Annotated in this window: 18 protein-coding genes; 4 read left to right on the forward strand and 14 right to left on the reverse strand. The window is 48.9% G+C overall.

Features of this window, described 5'->3' with window-relative positions; translation table 11 throughout:
- Positions 1-158 precede the first annotated feature (158 nt).
- The 3 genes from ACR6HW_RS06900 to ACR6HW_RS06910 are packed head-to-tail and all read right to left on the reverse strand — an operon-like array spanning position 159 to position 5,152.
- Positions 159-1,154: a response regulator gene (locus ACR6HW_RS06900; RefSeq protein WP_455730415.1), complete on the reverse strand. Its 996-nt coding sequence runs from the start codon at positions 1,152-1,154 to the stop codon at positions 159-161.
- A 1-nt stretch (position 1,155) separates the two neighbouring features.
- The gene (locus ACR6HW_RS06905) at positions 1,156-4,014 is read right to left on the reverse strand and encodes a hybrid sensor histidine kinase/response regulator (protein WP_455730416.1); all 2,859 of its coding nucleotides are present in this window, start codon (positions 4,012-4,014) and stop codon (positions 1,156-1,158) included.
- 1 nt (position 4,015) lies between these two features.
- Positions 4,016-5,152 carry an FIST signal transduction protein gene (locus tag ACR6HW_RS06910; RefSeq protein WP_455730417.1) on the reverse strand — a complete coding sequence of 379 codons (1,137 nt, stop codon included), beginning with the start codon at positions 5,150-5,152 and terminating at the stop codon, positions 4,016-4,018.
- Positions 5,153-5,309: 157 nt separating this feature from the next.
- Between ACR6HW_RS06910 and ACR6HW_RS06915 the strand changes: the two genes are divergently transcribed.
- Entirely contained in the window at positions 5,310-6,866 is a 1,557-nt protein-coding gene (locus ACR6HW_RS06915) for a PAS domain-containing hybrid sensor histidine kinase/response regulator (RefSeq protein ID WP_455730418.1), read from the forward strand.
- A gap of 41 nt (positions 6,867-6,907) precedes the next feature.
- Here the strand turns inward: ACR6HW_RS06915 and ACR6HW_RS06920 are convergent, their stop codons facing one another.
- The 4 genes from ACR6HW_RS06920 to ACR6HW_RS06935 are packed head-to-tail and all read right to left on the reverse strand — an operon-like array spanning position 6,908 to position 10,685.
- Entirely contained in the window at positions 6,908-8,221 is a 1,314-nt protein-coding gene (locus tag ACR6HW_RS06920; protein ID WP_455730419.1) for a CCA tRNA nucleotidyltransferase, read from the reverse strand.
- On the reverse strand, positions 8,211-9,257 hold the full coding sequence (locus tag ACR6HW_RS06925) for a 5-oxoprolinase subunit C family protein (protein ID WP_455730420.1): 1,047 nt from the start codon (positions 9,255-9,257) through the stop codon (positions 8,211-8,213). Before ACR6HW_RS06925 ends, ACR6HW_RS06920 begins: the two co-directional genes overlap by 11 nt.
- A complete protein-coding gene (pxpB, locus tag ACR6HW_RS06930; protein WP_455730421.1) occupies positions 9,238-9,924 on the reverse strand; it encodes a 5-oxoprolinase subunit PxpB in 687 nt (228 codons plus the stop codon). Before pxpB ends, ACR6HW_RS06925 begins: the two co-directional genes overlap by 20 nt.
- On the reverse strand, positions 9,921-10,685 hold the full coding sequence (locus tag ACR6HW_RS06935; protein WP_455730422.1) for a 5-oxoprolinase subunit PxpA: 765 nt from the start codon (positions 10,683-10,685) through the stop codon (positions 9,921-9,923). The genes pxpB and ACR6HW_RS06935 overlap by 4 nt, the downstream gene beginning before the upstream one ends.
- Before the next feature lie 119 nt (positions 10,686-10,804).
- Here ACR6HW_RS06935 and ACR6HW_RS06940 point away from each other — a divergent pair, with 119 nt between their 5' ends.
- Positions 10,805-13,720, forward strand: a complete 2,916-nt coding sequence (locus ACR6HW_RS06940; protein WP_455730423.1) for a ligand-binding sensor domain-containing diguanylate cyclase — start codon at positions 10,805-10,807, stop codon at positions 13,718-13,720.
- A gap of 104 nt (positions 13,721-13,824) precedes the next feature.
- Here ACR6HW_RS06940 and ACR6HW_RS06945 read toward each other — a convergent pair whose 3' ends face one another.
- The 7 genes from ACR6HW_RS06945 to ACR6HW_RS06975 all read right to left on the reverse strand — a co-directional run bounded on the left by ACR6HW_RS06945 (position 13,825) and on the right by ACR6HW_RS06975 (position 21,642).
- Positions 13,825-15,009 (reverse strand): hypothetical protein, encoded by a 1,185-nt coding sequence (locus ACR6HW_RS06945; protein ID WP_455730424.1) that lies wholly within the window; start codon positions 15,007-15,009, stop codon positions 13,825-13,827.
- Positions 15,006-16,058 (reverse strand): DUF58 domain-containing protein, encoded by a 1,053-nt coding sequence (locus ACR6HW_RS06950; protein WP_455730425.1) that lies wholly within the window; start codon positions 16,056-16,058, stop codon positions 15,006-15,008. Before ACR6HW_RS06950 ends, ACR6HW_RS06945 begins: the two co-directional genes overlap by 4 nt.
- 1 nt (position 16,059) lies before the next feature.
- The gene (locus ACR6HW_RS06955) at positions 16,060-16,998 is read right to left on the reverse strand and encodes an AAA family ATPase (protein ID WP_455730426.1); all 939 of its coding nucleotides are present in this window, start codon (positions 16,996-16,998) and stop codon (positions 16,060-16,062) included.
- Positions 16,999-17,163: 165 nt separating this feature from the next.
- On the reverse strand, positions 17,164-19,134 hold the full coding sequence (locus tag ACR6HW_RS06960; protein ID WP_455730427.1) for an FtsX-like permease family protein: 1,971 nt from the start codon (positions 19,132-19,134) through the stop codon (positions 17,164-17,166).
- Positions 19,127-19,894 carry an ABC transporter ATP-binding protein gene (locus tag ACR6HW_RS06965; protein WP_455730428.1) on the reverse strand — a complete coding sequence of 256 codons (768 nt, stop codon included), beginning with the start codon at positions 19,892-19,894 and terminating at the stop codon, positions 19,127-19,129. The genes ACR6HW_RS06960 and ACR6HW_RS06965 overlap by 8 nt, the downstream gene beginning before the upstream one ends.
- 98 nt (positions 19,895-19,992) lie before the next feature.
- Positions 19,993-20,961: a sensor histidine kinase gene (locus ACR6HW_RS06970; protein WP_455730429.1), complete on the reverse strand. Its 969-nt coding sequence runs from the start codon at positions 20,959-20,961 to the stop codon at positions 19,993-19,995.
- 9 nt (positions 20,962-20,970) lie between these two features.
- Positions 20,971-21,642, reverse strand: a complete 672-nt coding sequence (locus ACR6HW_RS06975; protein WP_455730430.1) for a response regulator transcription factor — start codon at positions 21,640-21,642, stop codon at positions 20,971-20,973.
- 393 nt (positions 21,643-22,035) lie between these two features.
- Here ACR6HW_RS06975 and hflX point away from each other — a divergent pair, with 393 nt between their 5' ends.
- On the forward strand, positions 22,036-23,295 hold the full coding sequence (gene hflX, locus ACR6HW_RS06980; RefSeq protein ID WP_455730431.1) for a GTPase HflX: 1,260 nt from the start codon (positions 22,036-22,038) through the stop codon (positions 23,293-23,295).
- 83 nt (positions 23,296-23,378) lie between these two features.
- Positions 23,379-24,974, forward strand: a complete 1,596-nt coding sequence (locus ACR6HW_RS06985; protein WP_455730432.1) for a hypothetical protein — start codon at positions 23,379-23,381, stop codon at positions 24,972-24,974.
- The last annotated feature ends 28 nt before the right edge of the window (positions 24,975-25,002 follow it).

The following is a 25,002-nucleotide window of genomic DNA, read 5'->3' on the forward strand; positions in this document are numbered from 1 at the left end:
ATTTCTGTCCTCACACAGCCCTACTTTAATAAGCCCCATTGGGCAAATAAAAAAATCCTAGAGTTTTTCGCGAAGAAAACTCCAGAACTTTTTTGAGAAAACGATTCGATTTAAAACCCTACAATTTTCAGCTTGATTTTAACACCGCCACAAGCTTTTTACTCACCAAAGCTTTCGCTTACCGACCCGATGTAATCGGCAATTGATAAAAAAGCATCCACGACAGTGGGATCAAACTGGCGGCCTTTTAACGCGACAATCTGCTCGACAACGGACTCGTGCGGTATATCCTCTTTATAAACGCGCCGACTCCGAAGGGCATCGTACACATCGGCCAGTGCCACAATACGCGCCGAAAGGGGAATCGCCTCTCCCTCGAGACCGTCCGGATACCCCGAGCCGTCCCACCATTCGTGGTGGCTCCCTGCAATTTCAATAGCCATTTTCAAAAAAGGTCTCGACCCATGTCTAGAGACCTCTAGCAGTGTGTTGCGCCCGATAATCGTATGCGCCTTCATGAGTTCGTACTCCTCAGGAGTCAGCTTCCCCTTTTTAAGCAGAATTCGGTCTGAAATGCCCACTTTGCCGATGTCGTGTAAAGGACTCGTCTCGTAGATGCTCATGACGAAGTTGCCGTCGACAACCGAAGCGTAGGCGGCAGTGTTCCCAAGTGCTTCTGCAATAAGCCGAGAATACGTTCGAATTCTTTCGAGATGGGCACCGGTTTCTTTGTCCCGCGTCTCAGCAAGACGTGCCAAAGCGTAAACCAAAAGTTCCTTTGACTGAAGGTTGAGCAGACGCTCCCCCGCTTTCATTCTAAGAAAGAGTTCTTGCCGACTAAAAGGCTTTTTCAAATAGTCGTCTACACCGGCATCATAGGCTGTCTTCATATCGACTCCAAGATCTCGAGATGTTGTAAAGACCACATACGTGTAATGACCATCACCATTTGCCCTAATATACCTGAGGAGGTCAAGCCCTGACAGCCCGGGCATGTTCCAATCTGCAATTAGCATTTCCGGTCGATATTTTTCCCACACCATTTGAGCTTCGAAACCGTCACTCGCTTCGTACACACAGTAGCCGAATCCCTCTATGTAACGTTTGAGCACCGTCCGGCTAACGCGATTGTCTTCGGCTATAAGTATTTTCATCCTATTCCCCCCTTTTGAAAACTTCGGCTGCTCGAAAATAAGCCTCTTTTTCGCCAATAAGCACTTTAATCATCCGCCGGGCGTCGTCGAGGCATTCGGTTCTCATAAGTTCTGTACAGAGTCCGACAATGCGTTCTGCCGCAACGTAGCTGGAAGCACCTTTCAGCTCGTGTGCGATGTTGTGAACTTCGTCGAGAGCATCACGTGTCAACGCTTGCTGAAAACGCTCTACAAAGTTGTCAAAATCTGTCGTATAAATCTCCAACACTTCTTCTGCCAGGTTTCTATCCTCTTCAAAATGTCGCAAAAAAGTCATCTGGTCAAAAATCTGTTTTTCGGTATCCGCAGAGATCTGATCTATCTGTTGCTCAATGGCGAGCAACTCTTCTACTTTAAAAGGTTTGCCGATATGGCCATCCATGCCACACGCCAAGGACTTTTGCCGATCCTGTTCAAGGGCATTGGCACTAATGGCTACTATGGGAATCTGTTTGTTCTGAGACGCGCCTTCTCGAATACAACGGGTCGTCTCGTAGCCGTCCATCACAGGCATCTGGATGTCCATTAAAATCAAGTCAAAGACGCGTTCTTCAAGCATTGCCAAAGCCTTGACACCACTTTCGGCTTCATGCACCTCGTAATCCGCTTTGGTTAACAAATGGCGTACCGTCATGCGATTAATGGCGTTGTCGTCGACAATGAGGACTTTTCTTTGGATCCCCATGGTCCTTGACGGCTCAGCCACCGGCGGTCGTTCCAGAGTGGCCCCCCCCTCTTCTGGCTTCAGAAGGCCCTTCATTTTATCGAGGAGCATTTTTTTAGAAAAAGGCTTGGCCATAATAACGTCAAAACCACATGCCTCGTATTCGCGATCTTTCTTCGACCCCACATTTGACGACAGCATCATTAAGTACATGGACGCCCAAGCGGGCTTTGAGCGAATCATCTGACAGAGCATGACCCCATTCATGCCTGGCATTACCATGTCGATCAGAGCATAATCGAACAGTGTCCCTTGCTCATACTGCTTTTCAATGGTCAATATCGCTTCTAATCCACTGTCTACCAAAGTCACTTCTATACCCTCAGACTCTAAGTATGTCTTCAGTATCTTTAAGTTAACTGGGTGATCGTCGACAACAATTGCCGATTTCCCTCTGAGTAAAGTGTACACTTCATCGCCTTTAGACGGTTGAGGGGTCACTTGAATTGGTAAGTTTACCGTAAAAGTGGTTCCCTCTCCGACGACACTTTGCACCTCAATAGATCCACCCATCAGTTCCACCAGCTGTTTTGTGATGGCGAGACCAAGTCCAGTTCCTTCGTACTTTTTCGTAGAAGAATCATCTTCTTGAGTAAACTGTTCAAAAATCTCATTCTGGGCTTTGTCTGAAATCCCAATCCCCGTATCCACAACAGAAAAGCTAAGACCTTCATCGCCATAGCCGACTTTGACGATAATCGACCCCTCGTGCGTAAACTTGACGGCATTGCCGATGAGGTTGAGCAACACCTGACGGATGCGTACGCCGTCTCCAATATAACATTTGGGGGCATCTGACGCATAGTCCACAATCCACTCTAGTTGTTTTTCTGAAGCTCTGGCGTTGAGCATACCGCACACTCTGAAAATTTCTTCTTCAAAATCAAACACTTCTTCATTCAAAGTAAAGTGTCCCGCTTCAATTTTAGAGAAATCTAAAATATTGTTGATAATGCTCATTAGGGCGTCGATGGAGTCGTTGATAATTTTCAAGTACTCTTTTTGATTCATTGTTAAGTCGGTATCGTTGAGCAAATACGTCATTCCCACGATGCCATTGAGCGGCGTTCTAATTTCATGGCTCATATTAGCGAGGAAATGACTCTTGGCTTGACTAGCTGCTTCAGCAAGTTTTTTTGCTTCGAGAAGCTCTTTTTCATACTGTTTTTTCAACTGTAGATTGGCAACCATCTCCGCCAAAACCTTTAGCAGTGAAATCTCATCTTCGTTCCACTTTTTCAATGTGTTTACGGCATCGAAGCCTACAAAACCAACACAAGTCTTGTGGTGCATCATCGGTATGGTAATCAAGCTCTGTATACCTTGTTCAGACAGCACTTCGTACAGCGGCGACTGATGATCCAAAGCGTCTACCGATCTCACCAACAAAATTTCCCCACGCATATGCTTGCTAACCCAAACATCCATAAACATGGCAATGGGGACTTCTTGGAGCGAATCAATAGACGGTTCGATATCGCAACTGCACCATTCATGCGTGTTGTTCATAACACCGCTCTCAAAATCGTAGCTAAAGACATACGTTCTATCAATACTGAAAAATTCGCCCGCCGTTTTTAAAGCGTCGTTGACAGCGTCGTTGGCTTGCTGAGCCTCGACATTGATAAACTTTAACGCAAGGGACATGAGCATGCGCTGAAAGTTCTCGAGATCGACTTGTCGGATAAACGTGTGACACGCCAATAAATTGACAGCAAACATATCGATAATAGGGAGCAGTTCTGAAACAAAAAGCGTCTCCATTTTATCGGCACGCGTCAACACCAGTACCCCAAAATCCTTCAGTTTAAAAGTGTAGACATGTTGCCCGCTGACTTCATACACATCCCATTCGTCATCTGTGGCGGCAAAAGATTGAACTGAAATCAAGTGAACCTCTAAGTTTTCTATAATGCCAGGTGCTTTATATAGCAATACAGGGATCCCCTCTTCAAAGCCGTAGACTTGAAACGACAAGCAGTCGAGCTTTTTCAAAAATACTCGGCCAGCTCTGTAAAGCAGCGTCTTGAGTTCTTGCTCCCGGCTAACCGCCAGCGCAATTTCCATCAGTATTTGAAGCCATATTGCGTAACTCATCTTACACCTCCAAGTAGGATACGACAACGGTCTTGTTGTAGATCTCCAAGTAAGCACGACCAGTATTTGCGATTTCACCCAGTGTCAATAGCCCAACAACAGGGATGCCGTCACTTAATGCTTCGATTTCAGCGTCATAGGCGTCGCCTAAAAAAAGTGCCCTAGAAACACAGTCCACTACCATCGCAAAACACTCTCCATTGGCTTCATCGAACCCTTTCTTTTTATAAAAGTCGTCGGAGGCGCTCTTCCGAGCTTGTATAGCGCCATTAATAAGCGAGCGATTCGATCCGTTCAATATATGAACAAAGACATTTTGAGGCATTTGTGCAATACACCGTATACTACCGTCCGCGCCTACAGCAATAGGGTCTCTCACAATCATTTCTTGACTCATCTTTGCAATGCCAAAGGGAAAGGCCTTAGCGACATCAAAAAAATTGTCGGTGGTTACCTCAATATTTGAAATGCGTTCGATTTTATCACTGTAAACCTCTAGTGCAGGCTTACCATTGAGTTCGTAAACCGTATTTTGATTCGCCCGACTCACCTTAATCTCTTCTGTAATCGGATGCCACCCGTGCGCTACGCCGATGCCTGATAGACTGTCTATGTAAAGCAATGCTGCAGCGTCTTCCAGAACCCCTTCATTGGTATAGACACAAGGTTTTTGCTCAAACGACAAACTCCCTGCACCACCACCTAAATAGTTGAAAACAAGTCCCATTTCATCAAATAACTGCTCTTTGAACCAATCGACCCCGCCGGATAGGCCGTCAAAAGCCAACAACACCGTGTGGTTGTAGGTCAACCCCTTTGAAAATGCCCTCAGCTGTTCGCATATAACCTCTTCGTTCTGGCTGATATTTTTAAAGATGGCAGAGCGAACTGCTTTTTCAATACCGATGACTAAAGTGCCAAACTGCCTTTTACGGCCTTCGTAAAGCAGCGCTGGATAGCTCCCACCAAACACTGGTAAAGGCAACGACCTTAAAAGAGCGCTCAGCTCTTCCGCATCGTAAGCGTTGTCGTCACATGCCCAAACCATAATAGCTTGGAAGCGCTTCTCAGAAGTGTATACCCCTAGCTCAGCTCTCAATGCCTCTAGGCTGCATTCGGGAATATAAGTACTTTTCATAAAATTGCCTTCTTTCTTTAATCTGTTTAGCCTTCGCCAAACAGGTGTATTATTAGATAAAGCCCCTAGCGGCTCTGTGTACTGTATCGTTGGCAGCAAAGCAACTGTACACGAGACCTATCCCATATACTACCCTTTTTTACAAGGAGATTAACGTATGAGTTTACATATAAAAATATTAGAACGCCTCTTTGAGCAGACCACCGACGCCATCTTTATTTTAGATTTAAACGGACAGCATCTCACCGTGAACAGTCGGAGCAGTGAGATGCTCGGCTACAGCAAAGCCGAACTGCTCACCATGTCTTACAAAGACGTTTCTGCGGAAGTCGAGAAAAGCGAAGAAGTGTTGAAGCTCTTGCAAACAACACCTGAGAATCGAAAAGTAGAGCGAAAGTTTCGAAGAAAAGACGGCACCGTTATCGAAGTGGAAATCTCTATTGAAACCGTTTTGAACGACGACGGTACCCCGCTCTATATCCAAAGCATTGCGCGGGATATCACTTCCAGAAAAAAACAAGAAGCCGAGTTACTCGCCGCCAAGGACAATGCAGAAAAGGCCAGTTTGGCAAAATCCAAATTTCTCGCCAATATGAGCCATGAAATTCGCACCCCACTCAACGGCATTATCGGCTTTACGGACCTACTGCTCAGCACGCCCCTTAACGCGCTACAAAAGCAATACGTCGAATACGTCCATACTGCCGGACACGCCCTTCTCGATATCATCAACGACATCTTGGACTTCTCTAAAATTGAAGCGGGGAAACTGGAACTCTTTCCTGAAAAAACAGCACTCAATACCCTCTGTCGTAGCGCTATAGATATTGTGCGCTACACTGCGGAACAGAAGCAACTGACTCTTACCGTCACCACAAGTAACCTGCCCAACTATATCGTCGTAGATGGGGCACGACTCCGTCAGATACTCGTGAACTTGCTCGGCAATGCCGTCAAGTTCACCGACGCTGGGAAAGTGGCACTAAGTGCATCTTTTGAAAAAACCGATCGCTTTTCCGGTAGATTGAGCATCTCGGTAACCGATACGGGCATCGGCATCTCACCTGAGTCCGAACAGAGGCTGTTCGAAGCCTTTGAGCAAGGCGATCGCTCAGTGACTCGAAAATACGGCGGTACGGGCCTCGGGCTCAGCATCTCCAATCTGCTGCTGAAAAAAATGGGGAGCCGGCTTCGATTTACTTCGACGCTAGGCGGTGGTAGCACCTTTTTCTTCACGCTAGAGACGCCGTATATTGACAGCCCTATTGTTAAAACGCCCCTCCCTCTCGATCTCCATCTAGACGTGGCGAACACGTCTGTCTTTGACATTCTCATCGTCGAAGACGTTCCCATGAACGCCTTGGTCATCGAACGTTTTATACAGAAAAAATACACCGGTGCACACATCCACAAAGCCAAAAATGGCCAAGAGGCACTGGCGTGTTTGGAAGTCACCCCCCTTTCGCTAATTTTAATGGACGTTCAAATGCCCGTTATGGACGGCGTTACCGCCAGTCTCGCCATTCGCGCGCTTCCCGTACTCAAAAAGGCAAGCGTTCCCATTATCGCTTTGACAGCCGGCGCCCTTGAAGACGAAAAAGAACGGTGTCTCGCAGCGGGAATGAACGACTTTCTCACCAAACCGATACAACCTCGAAAACTCTACGAAAAAATAGATGCCCATCTCGGCCACGCAGACAGAGAAAAAGCGTAACGTCCACCGGCTCACAGTTACTTGGAACGTTACGCTTTTTTCTATTGTTTGTATTTTGTACGCACCCACTCGATAAGGGCGTTTTTTTCGTTGACAACCTGCTCGTCGATAACAGCTTCCAAACATCCGGACAACACCTGCCCGATGTCCCGACCGCAGTAGCCCAGCGCTATGGCATCGTGTCCATTGACTGCGAGGTCTCTTATTGAAAAGGTTTGTGCTTCATCTAAAACAGTCGTGACAAGTGCCTGTAGCGCTTCAATATCTTCGAGGTCATGTGGTGGTTTTGTCGCTATTCGATCGGCCTTCATCAGTTCGAGCAAGTACCCAACCTCATCGACGCCCACTTTGTTTAAAAAGCGCTTCGCCACTTTCTTATCTACCTTCGGGTAGTACAGCATATGATGGTGAACGAGGCTTTTCACTGTTTGTATCGTTTTCCGGTCGTATTTCAACCGCATAAGGACGGTTTCAGCGAGGGTTTCACCAACCCGATGATGGTTGTAAAAGTGTCCGATGCCCTCGGTGTCCACGCTAAAGGTCTCTGGTTTTCCCACGTCGTGTAAAAGGCCGGCGAGCCGAAGCGGTAACTCTTTGGGCAATGCGTCGAGCACGCACAAGGTATGTGTCAACAAACATTTATCGTGATGGGGGTTTTGTTGGTCAAATCCCGCCATCGCCGCAATTTCGGGCATAAACTGTTGCAGCAAACCAAGCGCCATCAAGTCTTTGATGCCTTTTGACGGCTTTTCGGTCATGAGAATCTTATCGAACTCCGCCCGAATGCGCTCGGCACTTAGCGGCGATAAATCAATAGGAAAATCAATTTTCTCGTCGGTTCCGAAGTCCAGCTGTCTTTGAAACCGGACAAACCTCAGAATTCTCAATCGATCCTCTTCTATGCGGTCAAACGCATTGCCCACAAAGTTAACCTTCCCTCTGGAAATAGCCGCCTGTCCGTCAAAAAAGTCGTACACGCACCCACGGCGGTCCACCGCAATGGCGTTCATGGTAAAATCCCGTCTGGACAAATCGGCCTTTAGAGAATCTGTAAACACGATGGCAGCAGGCTTTCTTCCGTCGTAATCCGATTCGCTCCTAAATGTCGTGACTTCAAACGGCATGCCGTCTACAACAACGGTCTGCGTTCCATAGCGCACGCCGGTTTCATAAACTTTTTCAAAAAGCGCTTTAACCGCCTCTGGTCGCGCATCGGTGGTCACGTCGTAATCCTTCGGTGAGACGCCGCGTATGAGGTCTCTTACCGCTCCGCCCACCAAATAGGCGCCGTAGCCTGCGACCTCAAGTGTCTCCATTACTTTTATCAGCGCCGGCGGCCAACAATCAACTGTCATTGTCGGCCTCCTCCCGCCTTGTGAGGGTCAACTTAAACGCCTTGCCATCTACGCGTACAGCGTAATGCGAGGCGGCGCCTAAATCCAGCCGTTCAAAAGTCTGTTCTATACACGCTGTCTGCTGTCTATAGGCTTCGTGTGCCAGCTCGACAGAGACCGCTTCAAAAGTGACCTGCGTTTCCGGTTTTGCCTGTGCCATTTTCCAGAGATCTGCGCCGATAACATGTGCGACTTTTGTGTAGCCCCCTGTGGTCTGCGCATCTTTCATTAAAACAATCGGCATGCCGTCTCCCGGTATTTGTATAGCCCCGGGAACAATGCCGCCGGATATGACGTCGGCACCTGTCGTGTGTACCAGCGACGGGCCGCTCAATCGGCATCCCATACGGTCAGACGCAGGTGTCACCGTGTATCGACCAGTTAAAAACTGTTGAAGGCTCTCTTCAGTAAAGGCGGCTTCATCGGGACCCATGACGACTCTCAGCTTCAGCTGTTCTTCAAACACGGGCCGATTTGCCACTGGCAGATAATAGCCGAAATCCGTTGCTTGGCTCTCAGGCGCCTCTAACATTAAAACGTCGCCTTTGGCTAGGGGACGGTGAAACAGAGGGTAAATCTTACCACGGGTATACGTGGCACAGCTTCCTAGAAGAGGGGCACACCGAAAACCACCCTTTACCGCTAGATACGTGCGCATCCCCGTTTTCGCAGTTGAAAAGATTACCCGCTCTCCCGCGTTCACTTTAAAGGCGCTCCACATAGGAATCGGATGCCCCTTTGCGTCTACTGGCGACATGTCTGCCCCAGTCACTGAGAGGACGACGTCTTCGTGAAACAAAAACTGTCCGCCGATGCCGGTCATCTCGAGACAAGCTGTATTTTCAGGGTTCTCCAGCAACGCATTGGCAATGGCAAAACTCCTGTCGTCCAGCGCACCTGAAAGCGGCACGCCCAGTGCGCGATACCCTGTACGCCCCGCATCTTGAAGCGTCGTTAACATGCCCGTCTGGAGGATCTCAACACCTCTTGCTTTCATAAGCCGCCATCTCCTCTTCTGTAATCGATATAAATTTAACAAAATCTCCTGCAACCAATTGGAACGGCTGTTGCGCACTTAGGTCGAACAGTTTTTTAGGAGAGCGGCCAATGAGTTGCCAGCCCCCTGGGCTCGAAAGTGGATAAATGCCCGTTTGCTCGCCTGCAATGCCCACAGATCCCGCCTCAATGGAGAGCCTCGGTTTTTTCAGTCGTGGCGTGAAAAGCCTCTTGTCGAGGCCACCGAGGTAGGGAAAACCCGGTGTAAACCCCAGCATATAGACTCTGTACACTTGCCCGGTGTGAAGTGCCACCACTTCGTCTACTGTGAGACCGTTGTGCGACGCCACCGTCTCGATATCCGGTCCGTAGCGCCCACCGTATACAACGGGAATTTCCACGATGCGCGGCTCGGTGCTCACCGCATCTCCTACAGTGGTTAGGCAGGTTTCAATAACTTCATTTAGCGCCTCTAAACTCAGTCGCAGAGGGTCGTATACCACCGTTAACTCGCGATAAGCCGGCACAGTTTCTATAAGCCCCTCTATCTGTCGACTTTTAAGTGCCGCGTCAAGTGCCACGACGGCGTCGTTAACAGCGGGGTCGATTCGATTCTCAAAATACACTGTAACGGCGCAGTCGCCACAACAGGCGATTCTGGGGGTCATCGTTTGCCACCGTGCGCTTCGAGCGCCACATCGTGCAAAGCCATGGCCATGCGTACAGCTTTTACCACTTCCAGCGCGTGTGCGTTGTCGCCGTGAACACAAAGGCTGTCGATTTCAAGGCCGATGACTTCGCCGCCTACAGCAGTGACCGATTGCGTCAAAACAATTTGAAGAACTTGCGCCACCACTTGGTCCACATCCTCAATAACCGCACCCGGCAAGCTTCTGGAGGCCAAAGTCCCCTCTGTTGTGTACCGGCGATCTGCATACCCCTCGCGTATATAGGGAATGCCTACCGTCTGCGCAGCACGAATCATTTCCGACCCCGCGAGACCCATCAACCGCACATTGGGATCTACTTCGTAAATGCCTTCGGCAATGGCACACGCTATCTCAAAATCTTTCGCTGCGAGATTGTATAGAGCGCCGTGCGGCTTAAGGTGCCCAACTTTAACATTTTCCGACCGCGCAAAGGCCATTAAAGCGCCCAGCTGATATTTAATACTATTTTTAACGGCAGAAGGGGTCATGGTCATCGCCCGTCTTCCGAAACCTTCTAAATCTTTGTATCCCGGGTGACAACCGACTTGTACGCCGTTTTTCTTACAAAGCGCCACCGTTTTGGCCATGACGTCGGCATCACCGGCATGAAAACCGCACGCGATATTTGCCGATGTAATCAACGGTATAATGACCTCGTCACAGCCGACTGTATAAACGCCAAAGCTTTCTCCTAAATCACAGTTCAAATCCAATTGCATAAAAGCCTCCTTAAAAACGGATTTTACCTCATGTATATGATAACATTGTCGACTCAAAAAACAAGAATAGAAAATCAACTGGTGGGTATATATAAATAGTTTTTATAGGAGGTTACAATATGTTAAACAAGTATTTTAGGGGGATACTTGCGATTTTATCTGTATTTTTACTGGCTACAGCACCTGCCTATGCTACCGACTCTCACGTCCTACCAGTGTTTGAACACATTCGTCAAGAAGACGGACTTAGCAATGAAGCCGTTTCCGCCATTGTACAGGATAAAGACGGGTTCTTATGGATCGGAACTCAAGACGGTCTCAACCTGTACGACGGTCATCACTTTGAAACGCTTCGCCACAAACCGTTTGACGACACTGGACTCTTACATAATCTCATTCAGACTATGGCGTATAAAGACTCAAGCCACGAGCTTTATATCGGAACTTATCAAGGGCTCTCCCGACTCGATCTTAACACGAGAACATTTAAAAATTACAAAGTACGCCCCGACGGTCTCAGCCACCCCGTAGTTACCGCCATCGCTTTTGAAACAGAAAAAGCGGTGTGGATTGGTACCCTTGACGGCCTGAACCGCCTTGACTTAAAAACCGATGAGCTAACCGCTTATCAACTGGAAGGCAAGGCCATTCGAGCGTTACACTACAGCGCTGACGGCACTTTATACGTCGGCACCGACGCCGGTCTCTACACATACGACGTCTCTTGCGGGGCAATCTGTCCCGTCGTCGACCTGCCCAAAGATGCCGTCATGTCCCTATCAGAAACACGAGACGGTACACTGCTCGTCGGCGTGTGGGGACATGGCCTCTACAGATACACCGCGTCAAAAGACGTCAAACAGCTTCTTAAAACCCCCAGACTCTACACCCATTTGACCGACTCAAGGGGTTCCATCTGGGTGGGCACTTGGGGCGATGGCTTCTACCAGATCCATCTTGACGGCACGACAGAACACTTGCTTGAAGAGGCACTCCCGAGTACAATCGTCTACAGTTTGGCAACGAGCACTTCCGACATCCTCTGGGTAGGGACCAACGGCGGTGGCCTCGTGAAAATTGATACGACCAAGCGCAACTTTATCCAGTTCGCCCATAAGCCATCTGACGAAAATAGCTTGAGCCAAGGTAAAGTACAGTTGCTCTACCCCGATACAAAAGGCAGTCTCTGGGCAGGCGTGTACAACAAAGGCGTCGAACGCCTCAACCCGGAATCCGGCACCACTGAAAAATACCCACTTGAAGAAACAGGCAGCATCGTTTCTGCCGCCGTCACCCTTCCCGACGACCTGCTCCTCTTCGGCGGAAACAATGGCCTCAAGTGGTTTGACGCTACTCAAAATCGGTTTAGACCCTACCCCATCGGCCTTCCTAAAGACGTCCACATCTACAGTTTAGCCTATCAAGCGCCTGACACACTTTGGGTCGGCACCGCTACTCGCGGTCTCTATGCCTACACTTTAAAAACAGGTGGTTTGGCCCACTTTCGTCAAGAGGCCGGTCAGCTCTCTGACAACGCCATCTACGCCTTGGCAGTCGACCCTGAGGACACCCTTTGGGTCGGTACAAACGACGGTCTCAACGTCCTTAAAAAGAACGCAACACAGTTTAAAACGTATTTCAGAACGGCAGGAGATCACCAGAGTTTGCCGAGCAATGCGGTTAGAACCCTTGCAATCGACCATAGCGGCGACGTGTGGATCGGCAGCGTCGGCGGTGGTCTTACAACTTACGACGCCGATGCAGATGCCTTTATCACTTATACCGAAACCGACGGGTTATCCAACAACACCGTACTGGGCATACTGGAAGATGGTGAAGAGACCCTGTGGCTTTCAACACTCTTTGGTCTAAACAAGTTTGACAAATCGAGTAAAGCCTTTGAAGCCTTTTATCCGGAAGACGGCGTCGGCGGGTATACGTACGCTTCCGGTTACGCCAAACATCCTAACGGCGACTTGCTGTTTGGCGGCATCGATGCCATTGCGGCCATCGATGCGCAATACCTTTCTAAGCCTCTGGTACTGCCACGGCTCTACGTTACAGAAATCGCCGTCAATCAGAAGCCCGTCGATTACAGCGGCAGCAAACCCTTTGAATGGGGACCTGAAGACAACAGCGTCACTTTTAATTTGACGGCTATTGAGTACGCCAACCCCGGAAAAATCACATACTATGTCCGTTTAAACGGCCACGATACCCGCTGGCTAAACCTCGGCCAAACGCCGAGCATCACCTACAGCAACCTACCGCCCGGCAACTATCACTTCGAAGCCTACGCCAAGTCTTACAGCGGCATCGTCAGCGATAAAACCCGCATTTCTTTTGTCATTAAAAGGCCTTGGTTTCAAACGCCTTGGGCAATGCTTTTGTACGCGTTGCTGCTTGGCAGTGCCGTGAAAATCCTCTTTAAGCTCAAAACACATCGAGTCCTAATCCGTAAAAATGCGGCGCTGCAACAAGTAAACAGTGAACTTGAGTCCGCCAACTGCCGCCTTGAAGCCCTCAGCATTAAAGACCCTTTAACCGGCCTCTACAACCGACGGTATTTTGACAACGTCTTCGAACAGCACATCCAGTTGGCGCTTAGAAGCGACTGCGCTCTAGGGCTCCTAATGATCGATATCGACAACTTTAAAGAGATTAACGATACCTTCGGACACGTCATCGGCGACGAACTGTTGAAAAGCGTCGGCGCCTGTCTCAAAGAGACCCTACACCGCCGTACAGACTTCGCCTGTAGATTTGGCGGCGACGAGTTTGTCGTCGCCCTCTATGACACCAACTGTGAAGGGGTTATACACGTGGCTAAAAACATCAAGCAAAAGTTGCGACTCTGTGGTGGACACCTTGGCATTGCCCACGCCGTTACAGTGAGTACCGGCGTGTACAGTGCCGTGCCAGCCCTCGGCGACACAGTGACGACCTATGTAGACAAAGCCGACGACGCTCTTTACACGGCGAAATCACAGGGGAAAGACCGCATTATCTACGCTGGCGACCCCATTCTCGATTAACAGTTAACAGATAAAAAAACGTTTGTACACTTGTAGCGCCCCCCATAGACTGGATTTTAGGTCTCACTTATTGGGGGCACTACACTTCTGCATACAAACGTTTTTTATTTTATGAGTTTTTTAAACGCTTCCGCCATAGACTTTGAAACCGGTTCAGCGCTGTAACGCGCCAATCGGTAGGACGTTTTAACAGCATCTGCCGCCTCGAAACCCTCTCTTTCACCTTGGCGCGCCACGTCTTCACTGGTGGTATCGAGGCGTCTATCGAGTGTCAGCGACGCCATATGCACTCGATAAAGCCGTCTGATTTTAGCAGTCGGCGTCTGTCTAAAGAGCGGCAACCGCCCTTTTTTAGGCTTTTTTTCTCGCTTTATAAAAGTCTTTTTTACAGTCACACCGTCGTCAGTCGCTTTTTCTCGTGCACTTTTAAAGCGAAACATCTTGTAGACCTTATAGAGGATAAAGGCCCCCAACAAGGTGATTATCACCCAAAGACCTATTTTAAAAAGAAGTAGCGCCCAGTTTACAGCCGCCTCTTGGGCCGTTTGTGTCGCTTCGCCGGCACTTTCGCCAAACGTTTGCAACGTCTGCGTATCGCTTGAAATTTCCTCAAGCGTTTCAAAAGGGTTTTCTTCAAAACCAAAATCTGCAAAAATAGCGTACACCGGCTTTAACAGAAAGTGCACAACCGATTGTGTGCCCGTGCGTACGGCTTCGAAAAGCTGCGTTCTGACCTCGTCAAAATGCGCCAAAACAAAGGTCGTCGCCATCAGCCCCCCTATAGCCAAATTGCTCTTTCTCAACTCTTTTGTGGACAGCTGACTTTCAGAATGTCTGTAAGTCCTCAAAAATAGAAACGACATCATTACAAAAGCGATGATTAGGCTGCTGGCACTTTTAAACCGCTGGTCAAAAACCTCTGAAAACAAGGCATCTAGCCCTAACCAGCCTGCAAAAAACAGGCCGAGAACCCCGTAGCCCGCTATGACCAAATGCTTGTAATCCAGGAGGTGATTTTCCCGAACAACACCGTAAGCACTTATGCCGCCGGCATACAAGAAGATCACAACGCCTGCAAGTGAATTCTTGAACCACAGCAGCGGTGCAAATAATAAGAGTAAAAAAAGCGGTTGTTTGTGTATTCGGGGCACCGTCACAAGACTTACTCCAAATGTATACGCCCATACCCCCCACATTTCCAACGGTGTCAACGCATTAAAGACGAGGGTTAAAAGGCTCATCAGATAAGCCGTAACCAAGAAGAACTCCATTACAAACAGTCCCATCATACGGCCCTCCTCGTCAAGCGGCAAATGCCCGGGTGTATCTGAGACAAGTTGTCTTCAGACATCGAGATGAGGACGACTTTGGGGAGCCGTCCATAGAGGCGGTTAATTTCATGAACATGCCTCGGCAAGACACACGGCACCACGATGACCAATGAGGTAAACGTCGATTCAACCGCTTCGAGCATCTGGTCTAAAAAGAAGTTCAACCGATAGTCTACCCGTGCGAGATGGTCGAGAACGGCGTTTAAATGGTGTGTTCCCAGCCCGCTGTTCAGGTAAAAAGCGCTGTCTTTAGCAGACGATCGAAACGCATACGGCGTTCGCTTCTCTTCCAAGAGCGTCACCACCGCTCTCGCGTACTCCAACGCCGATTCAACCGCCTCTGTTCCCGGATCCTTTTCCCCAAGTGTGTGACTTTCACACCCTAGAAGTACCAAGGTGCTGTTGTCCTGCGTATGATCGAACTTTTTCACCATTAACGCCCCTGTACGCGCCGTGCTCGGCCAGTGAATATGCCGCATCGGATCACTTGACGTGTACGCGCGAACCCCCATAAACATCAAGGGGTCATCGAGAATCCAGCGGTTGACGGACATTGTGCCATGGGGGTCGCCATAGGGCACCAAGGTACGTTCCAAATCGCGCTTTTGAGGCAATACCGCTATCTGACACCCCGTCTCGCGATAGAAGACGTCGCTCTTTAGCCCGACGAGGTCACCCAGTTCCAAACGACTGGCCCGCGCTGTGTGAAGCCCGCGCCGATGAGCAGTAACCCGATGGGTTCTCACGAGCTTTTGAAAGGGCAACAAAGACAAGGCGTAGGCACAGCGCTTCTTCTCAAACGCTTCTGGAAAATGTTCTTCAATTTTTAAATACGAAACCAACAGCCATTTCCTGTTCTCAACTCGGCTGATGACGTCAAACGGCTCGCCGATTTCCACACGCGACTTCCCAAACCCTAGGCTGTAGTCAAGCCCGTCAAGCCCTCTGGCTAAGGTCAGTCGATTGAGTACAAAGACGACGCAGACAACTGCCACCAACACCCACATGTTACTGCGCCTCCAAAGGTACCGGCACCGTTTTCACCAAAGCCTCTACATAGGCCGTCGTCTCTTCGACACCGGTGACCCCGTTAATCTGCATCCGGTGATTTAAGACATAAGGTGCCAGCCACTGGATATCTTCCGGCACAATAAAATCTCTACCCGAAAGCGCAGCTTTGGCTTGAGAGGCCTTAAAAAGGGCAATTGAGCCTCTCGGGCTGACTTTCAACCGCACCTCTTTATCTTTCCGCGTCGCTTCTACGACACCGAGAAGGTACGTCAAACACGCCTCTGAAATATGCACCGATTTAACCGATTCTATCAGTGCCATGAGCGTCTGTGTGTCGTAGCGGCTCTGAACGGCTGCCATCGGATTTTGATTCTGCCTCAAAACAATATCCTTTTCTTCTGAGAGCGTCGGCAGCCCCAGTTTAAAACGCATCATAAAGCGGTCGAGTTGAGCTTCCGGCAGCGGAAATGTCCCATAGGATTCCACGGGATTCTGTGTCGCCATTACCATAAAGGGCTTTCTCAGCATGCGGGTCTCACCGTCAGCTGTAATTTGAGATTCTTCCATGGCCTCGAGAAGCGCCGACTGCGTACGCGGCGTCGCCCGATTGATTTCATCCGTCAACACCACATTAGCGAACAGGGGCCCTTCTCTAAAGACAAATGCCCCTTCTTTCTGATTGTAATACTGAATGCCGGTAACATCTGAGGGCAGCAAATCCGGTGTAAACTGTATCCGCTTAAACGGCAGTGCCACCGATTTTGAAAACGCTCTGACGAGCATGGTCTTGCCCATCCCAGGCATATCCTCGAGCAAGAGGTGACCGCCGGCTAAAAAAGCCGTCATCATCAGCTCTATTTCACGTTCTTTTCCCACGATGACCTTTTCAACATTTTCTGTTACATGTGCTTTAAATGTCATGACTTCAGTGCTCATGTGTACCCCCTTTTGTCAATAAAGTACTTTTAGTTTATCACAGCACTTCTTAACAAAACATTAAATTTTCAGAATCATTTGATGCACTTTTGGCGCAACACTTGCCGTTCACTAAAAAAGCAAGTGGACACCTGACGAAAGTGTCCACTTGCTTTAAACAAAGGCTTACTTGACAACCAGCAACCGATAATAGGCGCGCGCCGTCAACATGTAAACCAAGTAGTAAATCACTGCAAACGCCGCTACAGTCCCTACAGTGCACATGATGAACAACTGCGTGTTCACCATATTAAACACCGTCAGCAGATGCTTAATGACATTGAAGGCGAAAGTAATGTGTACAATAGCCGCCACAAGCGGGAGAAAGAAGACCATGACAATCTGGCGGTTGATGCTCTTTTTTATTTCCGAATGCGACATCCCAACTTTTTGAAGAATCTCAAAACGCCCTTTGTCATCGTAGCCCTCAGAAATTTGCTTGTAATAAATAATCATCGCCGTGGCCATTAAAAAGAGCGTGCCGAGGAAGATGCCCAAGAATAAGAACCCGCCGTAGATGCCCACAAACTCCTCTTTAACCGATTCGCGCGATTCGACGAAAACTTCGGGACTGTCCTCAGCGTAACTGTACGCTTTCAGCGCAGAGGAAAATGCCGCTTGAGCGGCCTCATCGCCTTCTAAATCGAATGCGTACGTGTAGCGGCTCGCCGCCTCACCACGCGCCGCAGCGTCTAAAAAGGCCTGTCGATTCGTTTCGTTGCCAAATACTAAGATGGCGTATTTCCCCATTTCATCTCTGTAAAATTTGTCGATTTCAAAGGCGGCTTCCGGCGCTTTTTCAACTTTAAAAGTTGTGCTGCCCACGGTCACCTGCTCGGGAATCCCCTCTGCTGCTTCTCCAATCGCCAACAGCTCGCCCTCTGAGACGGAGATGCGTTCTCCTTGTATCCGAGACATTTCCTCTGCCAATACCAGGTAGACATTGTGCATCTTGCTGTAATCCCCTTCAAAGGTCCACTGAGATTGAGCGATGTCCGTGAACACAGCGGCATTGCCATAGGCAATAGGACTTTTCACCGATACACCATGTGTCTCTGCCAGCCGTGCGACAACCCCTTCAAGCGTCTGTAGTGCCTCGAGCGGTGCTTCGTCTCGAATGGTCATTTCCACGGTCATAGGGTACCGTGTTTCAAACATGTCGTCGATGCCGATGTACATCGACACCGTCGTCGACACAGAGACCAAAACGGCACAACTGAGCACACAGATGCTCGCCAATCCCGAAGCGTTTTGTTTCATCCGGTAGATCATGCCCGACACGGCGATAAAATGCTTGGGGTTGTAGTAAAACTTTTTATTTTTCCTAAGGCCTTTCAGCACCACGATGCTCCCCGCTGTAAAAAGGGTATACGTTGCAACAATGACAAACAACACAGCAATAAAAAACGTCTGTATTGCCATCATTGGGTTGTCCACACTTTGGGCGAGGTAATAGCCGTAGCCGAGACAGCCTGCGCCAATAAGTGCCATTAACCACTTGCTCTTAGGCTCTTTCTCTCCGACGACACTGCCTCGCATCAAATTAATCGGATTGAGCAGATGGATGCGCGCGACGTTGTAAAGCAACGTACAGGCAAACAAAATGCCGAAGAAGACGCTGGTAATGGTCATGGCCTTAAACGAAACTGAAAAGGCAATCGGCACTGAAAAATGCATCAACTTTAGCAAAATCAAAAACATGAGCTTGCTGAGCACCATGCCGCTTAAGAGGCCGAGGACGAGACAAGCCAAGCTCGACACCCCCGTCTCAATGCCCAGCATTTTGGCAATATGTCGCTTCTCCATCCCCAGGATGTTGTAAAGACCGATTTCCTTCTGACGCTGCTTCAATAGAAAGCTGTTGGTATAGAAAACCAGAATCGTCGAAAAAATACCGATGATGACGGTGCCGAAAAACAGCATGGCTACAGTTGACTGTGCATACGGCATCTCGTTAAACCCCTTGTTGAGTCCTATGGAAAGCATAATGTAAAACATCGTGATAATCCCCACATTGGTGACGCAGTAGGGCGCGTAAAGCTTCCGGTTCTTAACGAGGTTGCCCACGGCAAGTCTCGTGTAAAAAAAGTTACGCATGCTGCACCTCACCTGTTACGAGTACGGTCAGCGCATCGCTGATTTTGCTGTACATCTGATCGTCGTTCATGTTGCCTCGGTAAATTTGATGGAACACCTCGCCGTCTTTGATAAAGAGGATGCGCCCGGCTCTGGAGGCCGCTTTCACACTGTGAGTGACCATTAACACCGTCTCGCCTTCTCGATTAATGCTTTGAAACATATCCAGCAAATGATCCGTCGCCTTGGAATCCAGTGCCCCTGTCGGCTCGTCAGCCAGGATGATGAGCGGCGATGTAATCAGAGCCCTCGCAACGGCAACCCGCTGCTTTTGACCGCCGGAAATTTCGTAGGGGAACTTGTTCAGCAAATCGGCAATCCCCAGTTTGTGTGCAATGGGCATCAGCTTTTTCATCATCACATCGTATTTTTCGCCGGAGAGCACCAGCGGCAAAAAAATGTTGTCTTTTACCGAAAAGGTGTCGAGTAAGTTAAAGTCTTGGAAAACGAATCCCAAGTGATTTCTTCTAAAAGTCGCCAGTTCTTTAGGCCCCAATTGTCGAGTGGATTTCCCCTCGAGCAACACCTCGCCACCGGTGGGCTGATCTATCGCCGCCAGTAAGTTTAAGAGCGTCGTCTTCCCCGAACCGGACTCACCCATAATCGCCACGAACTCGCCTTTTTCCACTGTAAAAGAAACATTGCTAAGCGCCTGAACAGGGTTGCCCCCAAAACGCGTTGTATAAACTTTCTTTAAATTTTTCACTTCTAAAATCGCCACTATTTGTTACCTCCATCACATAATATATACTCTAGCTACAGTATAAAAAAAAGAGAACGGTCTCGCCATCGCTTTGGCTTACAATTCCCTTTTAAACCTTACATTGATGTAAGAATAATCACACGTGTGCCCTCTCCCACTTTAGATTGAATATCGATGCCCATAGACAACTTGCGGAGTATTTTCTTAGTGAGGTATAGGCCAATTCCCGTGGACTTTTGGCTCAATCGACCATTGTACCCTGTGAACCCCCGATCGAACACCCGCGGCAAATCTTCCGGTTTGATGCCACAACCTGTGTCTTCCACAATCAGCTGTCCACAACCGAAAGACAGGCTAACTGTCCCTCGGTCCGTATACTTGAGGGCGTTGGACAACAGCTGCTCAATAACGAAAGTCAGCCACTTTTCATCTGTTACCACCGTGGTTTCCGGCTCAATGGACAGTTCCAGCGAGAGGCGCTTTTCAATAAAAACCTTTCTGTATTTTTTAACAGCGCTTTTGGCACAAGCCAAGACACTGACGGGTTTAAACACGAAATCAGACGCCTCGGAATCCACCCTGAGATACCCCAGCGCCATGGCGACGTACTGCTCGATTTTAAAAAGCTCCAGTTGCATCGCCGACTTGTCTGCATCTGTCCGGGTCTGCAACATCAGGTCCAGCGCAGAAATCGGCGTCTTAATCTGGTGCACCCAAAGGCTGTAATAGTCCAGCATCTCCGCTTGAGAAGCCGTGTACTTGTCCGACATCCGGTTCTTCTCATCGATGAGAACGTTGACGACGTCGATGTAATCCCCCTCAATACCGATGCTCGGTTCTAAAAATGCCGTGCGGTGCGGCGCGTCTTTTATCAGGCGCCCCATGTGATGGTGTTTCTCGATGTATTTGAAAAAATCATAGGCAATAAATACCGCCCACAAAAATGTCGTCAAAATCATCGTATACCGTATGGCCCCCTTAGGTGTTTCGTAGAGGGAATAGGTGAGTACGGCGATGCCGAGATTAATCGGAACGACGAGAAGCAGCTTGTACTGACTTCGAATATACGCTTTCAAAGAACGCATGTCCACCTCCTATGGAATTGTATAGCCAATGCCTTTTTTGGTCACAATAAAGCCGCTGAGTCCGATGTCTTCGAGTTTTTTCCTCAATCTCGCGACGTTGACCGTCAATGTGTTGTCGTCGATAAAGCTGTCGCTTTCCCACAAGTGGTTCATCAAGTCGCTTCTGGATACCACCTCGGAGTGACGCTCTAAAAGCACTTGTAAAATTTTCAATTCATTTTTAGTCAGTTCTAGTTTATCGTCGCCATGTGACAAGGTGCACTCGCTGAGATTGAGTACGGCACCCCCATGTGACAACAGGTGCGCCGCCCCTTGAAACGCGTAGCTGCGCCTGATAATGGCCTGAACTTTTGCGACGAGCACCCCGAGATCGAAGGGCTTGGCGATAAAATCGTCGCCCCCCATCTGCATCGCCATCACGATGTTCATGTTGTCGTCAGCCGACGAGATAAAGACGATGGGCACAGTGGAAATCTTTCGAATTTCCGAACACCAATGGTAACCGTTAAAAAAAGGCAGCCCGATGTCCATTAATACCAAATCCGCTTCCGATTTTATAAACGCCCCTCTGACATCCTGAAAGTCTTGAACCACTTCGACTTTGTACTGCCAAGCCGCAAGGTGTTTTTGAATTTGCTCTGCTATGGTCTTGTCGTCTTCGACCACTAAAATTTTAAACATGCTGTCCCTCCTTCTCGTGCTTTTACTGTCTTCATTATACCTTAAATCAAAAAAATGTTTACATTTTTTTTAAGGTATGCTATCCTTTAAGTAATTAAGCTTAGGAGGCAAACATGTTCAAATTACGTTCACTTATCACAGTCAAAACCACATACCGTTATCGAACTTAAGTGAATGGTCCTATTTGTCTTCAGGGCGCTTCGTTGCGTCTCATTTTATTTTTTGACAGAAACCGCTCAGTTGAGCGGTTTTTTTGTACCCAAAACCGCGGAAGGAGGGATGCCCCATGCGCATTTTTATCAGATTACGTCTACAACTGCGATACTAAAAACGGCATGACCTTTCCTAAAAAGGCTATGCCATCACACCAATACAGGAAAGGGTGGTACATCTATGAAAACATCTATTAAAACCGTTATCGTCGGTCTCAATACACAACAAAACGCTGAATTCGAATGCCTTATGGAGGAGCTCGAACTGTTGGCAGAAGCCTGTGAACTGGAGGTTGTCGGGATGCTGGTTCAGAACAGCTCGTCTCCCACAAACGCCACTTACATCGGTTCCGGTAAAGTCGATGAGCTGAGACTGCTCGTCGAGGCCAACGATGCCGAACGCGTCGTCTTCGCCCACGAACTTTCCCCTAAGCAGCTGCGCAATCTCGAACGCGCTCTCCAAGTGGATGTTCAGGACAGAACAGCACTCATTTTAGAGATATTCAGCAGACGCGCCAAGACAAAAGAAGCGCGCATGCAAGTCGAACTGGCAGAGCTCCAATACTTGCTGCCCCGTCTGGCGGGGTCGTACATGGCCATGGGCCGACAGCGCGGTGGCAGCGGCACCCGAAACAAAGGCGCCGGAGAGAAGAAAATCGAACTGGACAAGCGAAAGGCCGGCGACAAAATTACGGAACTCCGAAACGCGTTAACACAGATTGAAAAAGAACGTCAAACACAGCGCAAAAAGCGAACGGATACCACGTACCCACTCGTCGCGCTGGTCGGATACACCAATGCGGGAAAATCCACGCTGATGAACCACTTTGTGAGACGCTCTCAAAAAGACGCCCACAAGACTGTGTTTGAAAAAGACATGCTCTTTGCAACGCTGGATACTTCTGTGCGCCTCGTGACGCTGGGCAACAAAATGCGCCTATTGCTGTCGGACACAGTGGGATTTGTCTCCGATTTACCCCACACGTTGGTCAAAGCATTTGGCTCCACACTGGAAGAAGTTGTTGAAGCCGATTTGCTTTTACACGTCATCGACGCTTCAAACCCAGAGGCGGAAAATCAGCGCCAAGTTACCCTAGACACTCTCGAACGCATTGGCGCATCAGATATTCCCGTCGTGTACGTCTACAACAAATGCGACTGCGTCGAAGGCCCTCTCCCAGAAGGTGCCTCAAACGCGGTTTACGTCTCGGCTAAAACCGGACGCGCTATGGACACGCTGGAAGCGGCCATTAGAGAGGCTCTGTTAAAAGACTATGTGACGTGCAATCTGCTGATTCCCTACACATCAGGAAGTGTTTTGAACTACTTTAACGAACACGCCCTCGTCCACAGCAGAGAACACCTTGAAAACGGCACCCTTATAAAAGTGGCCTGTCACGAAGCGGACTTGCAAAAGTACAACAGCTTCGTTCAGTCATAAGCTTTTAGAGGATCTTAAGACTTTTTTAATACCGGTGCGTTATACTAAAAGCAACCATACAACACCTACTAAGGGAGGCAATCATGAAAAAACTATTGGGCTTTGGGGTTTTACTCATTGCACTGGTCGCCACGTTTTATATAACGTTACCGGTGATTTCCATTCACTTTCTACAAGTTCCGATTATCATCACCGGTGCCGCACTGGTGCTCGTCGTCTTCGCTTTTGCCAAGGGGGTTCAAAGCGACGACAATGGCAAATACAAGCTCACCGGTATTCAAAATGGCACATTGGGCATTTTAGCAGTGGCACTGCTCTACCTGATTGTGGCCTGTGTCAGCATGTTCCCCCTCTTCAACTGGAAGAGCAAACAGGCGGAGCTCAAGGTCGTTCAAATCGAAAAATTCGACGACTCAGTGCCCAATGTAGACATGCAAAACCTCGTCATTCTCGACGAAGAAAACGCCCTTCGCAACTCAGAGCGTCTTATAACTGAAACCAACCCGACACTGGGCAGTCAGTTTCAAATAGGAGAAGGGACTCTAACGGTCGTCGAATCCAAGCCCTACTGGATTTTCCCCCTAGAATACCGCGGCTTCTTCAAATGGCTTGGCAACAAGGGGGAAATCCCCGGCTATATTAAAATCAACGCTACCAATGCCAACGACGCCGAGTTTGTCGAATACACGTACAACTTGTCGCCTAGCGGCTATTTCGGCAGCGATTTAAAGCGCGCTATCTACGCCGAGTTCCCTCAGTACGGCCTTACCGATATGTCTTTTGAAGTCGACGATCAAGGCGAAGGCAAATGGGTCGTCACGGCGTACACCCATAAGGACTGGGTGAGCACACCACATGTGACGGGTTCTATTGTGGTCGACCCCGCCTCCGGCGCCATGACCTTTTACGAAGTCGGTGCCCAACCCAAATGGGTCAATCGGGTTTTCTCAATGGCTATTTTCGATCAGCAACTCGAATGGTACGGCAAATACATCGAGGGCTGGTGGAACCCATCGGATAAGGGCAAGCTAGAAGATACCTCCGGCAAAGGATACGTCTTTAAAGACGGAGAGCTCTATTTCTATACGGGGCTTACCAGCGTCGGCAAGGACAGCGCAACTACGGGCTTTGTCATCTACAACCCGCGCACCGGCGAGGCCGAATACAACAAACTTTCCGGTTCTATTGAATCCCGCGCCATGGGCCTGATGGAAGAACTCGTGCAAAACGCCGGTTACACAGCGACTTACCCGTACCTCATCAACTTGAATGGCGAACCGACGTATTTTTCAACGATGAAAGGCAACAGTGGCAACATCGTCGGCTATGCCTTCGCCTCTGTTCAAAACCCAAAAGCCGTGGCCTATGGGAAAACCTTGAGAGAGGCTCAAACCGAGTACTCCAGAGCACTGGTTAGAGAAGGCGGCAGCAACAGCCTCGCCAATCAATCCAACAGTGCCGAGAGCTTTAAAGGCACCGTCTCACGCGTCGGCGCGCTAGGCGACGGGTACTTCGCTCTAAAATGTGTAGGCGACAACAGGCTGTTTGTCATCAGCAGTGAACAATACCCACTAATCGCTCTAACAGAAGCTGGAGACAGCGTCACGCTCACCTATATTGAAACAACAGAAACCGAACGCGTCGATGCCTTGACTTTTAAAAACGACAGCATCCGCTAGAAACAAGCAACCGCTATCAGCTCTTGAT

The organism is Fusibacter sp. JL298sf-3 (assembly GCF_053842995.1).

Coding starts and splice junctions, on each gene's coding strand:
- ACR6HW_RS06900 (WP_455730415.1), bottom strand. CDS start 1,154: ATGAAAATACTTATAGCCGAAGACAATCGCGTTAGCCGGACGGTGCTC.
- ACR6HW_RS06905 (WP_455730416.1), bottom strand. CDS start 4,014: ATGAGTTACGCAATATGGCTTCAAATACTGATGGAAATTGCGCTGGCG.
- ACR6HW_RS06910 (WP_455730417.1), bottom strand. CDS start 5,152: ATGAAAAGTACTTATATTCCCGAATGCAGCCTAGAGGCATTGAGAGCT.
- ACR6HW_RS06915 (WP_455730418.1), top strand. CDS start 5,310: ATGAGTTTACATATAAAAATATTAGAACGCCTCTTTGAGCAGACCACC.
- ACR6HW_RS06920 (WP_455730419.1), bottom strand. CDS start 8,221: ATGACAGTTGATTGTTGGCCGCCGGCGCTGATAAAAGTAATGGAGACA.
- ACR6HW_RS06925 (WP_455730420.1), bottom strand. CDS start 9,257: ATGAAAGCAAGAGGTGTTGAGATCCTCCAGACGGGCATGTTAACGACG.
- pxpB (WP_455730421.1), bottom strand. CDS start 9,924: ATGACCCCCAGAATCGCCTGTTGTGGCGACTGCGCCGTTACAGTGTAT.
- ACR6HW_RS06935 (WP_455730422.1), bottom strand. CDS start 10,685: ATGCAATTGGATTTGAACTGTGATTTAGGAGAAAGCTTTGGCGTTTAT.
- ACR6HW_RS06940 (WP_455730423.1), top strand. CDS start 10,805: ATGTTAAACAAGTATTTTAGGGGGATACTTGCGATTTTATCTGTATTT.
- ACR6HW_RS06945 (WP_455730424.1), bottom strand. CDS start 15,009: ATGATGGGACTGTTTGTAATGGAGTTCTTCTTGGTTACGGCTTATCTG.
- ACR6HW_RS06950 (WP_455730425.1), bottom strand. CDS start 16,058: ATGTGGGTGTTGGTGGCAGTTGTCTGCGTCGTCTTTGTACTCAATCGA.
- ACR6HW_RS06955 (WP_455730426.1), bottom strand. CDS start 16,998: ATGAGCACTGAAGTCATGACATTTAAAGCACATGTAACAGAAAATGTT.
- ACR6HW_RS06960 (WP_455730427.1), bottom strand. CDS start 19,134: ATGCGTAACTTTTTTTACACGAGACTTGCCGTGGGCAACCTCGTTAAG.
- ACR6HW_RS06970 (WP_455730429.1), bottom strand. CDS start 20,961: ATGCGTTCTTTGAAAGCGTATATTCGAAGTCAGTACAAGCTGCTTCTC.
- ACR6HW_RS06975 (WP_455730430.1), bottom strand. CDS start 21,642: ATGTTTAAAATTTTAGTGGTCGAAGACGACAAGACCATAGCAGAGCAA.
- hflX (WP_455730431.1), top strand. CDS start 22,036: ATGAAAACATCTATTAAAACCGTTATCGTCGGTCTCAATACACAACAA.
- ACR6HW_RS06985 (WP_455730432.1), top strand. CDS start 23,379: ATGAAAAAACTATTGGGCTTTGGGGTTTTACTCATTGCACTGGTCGCC.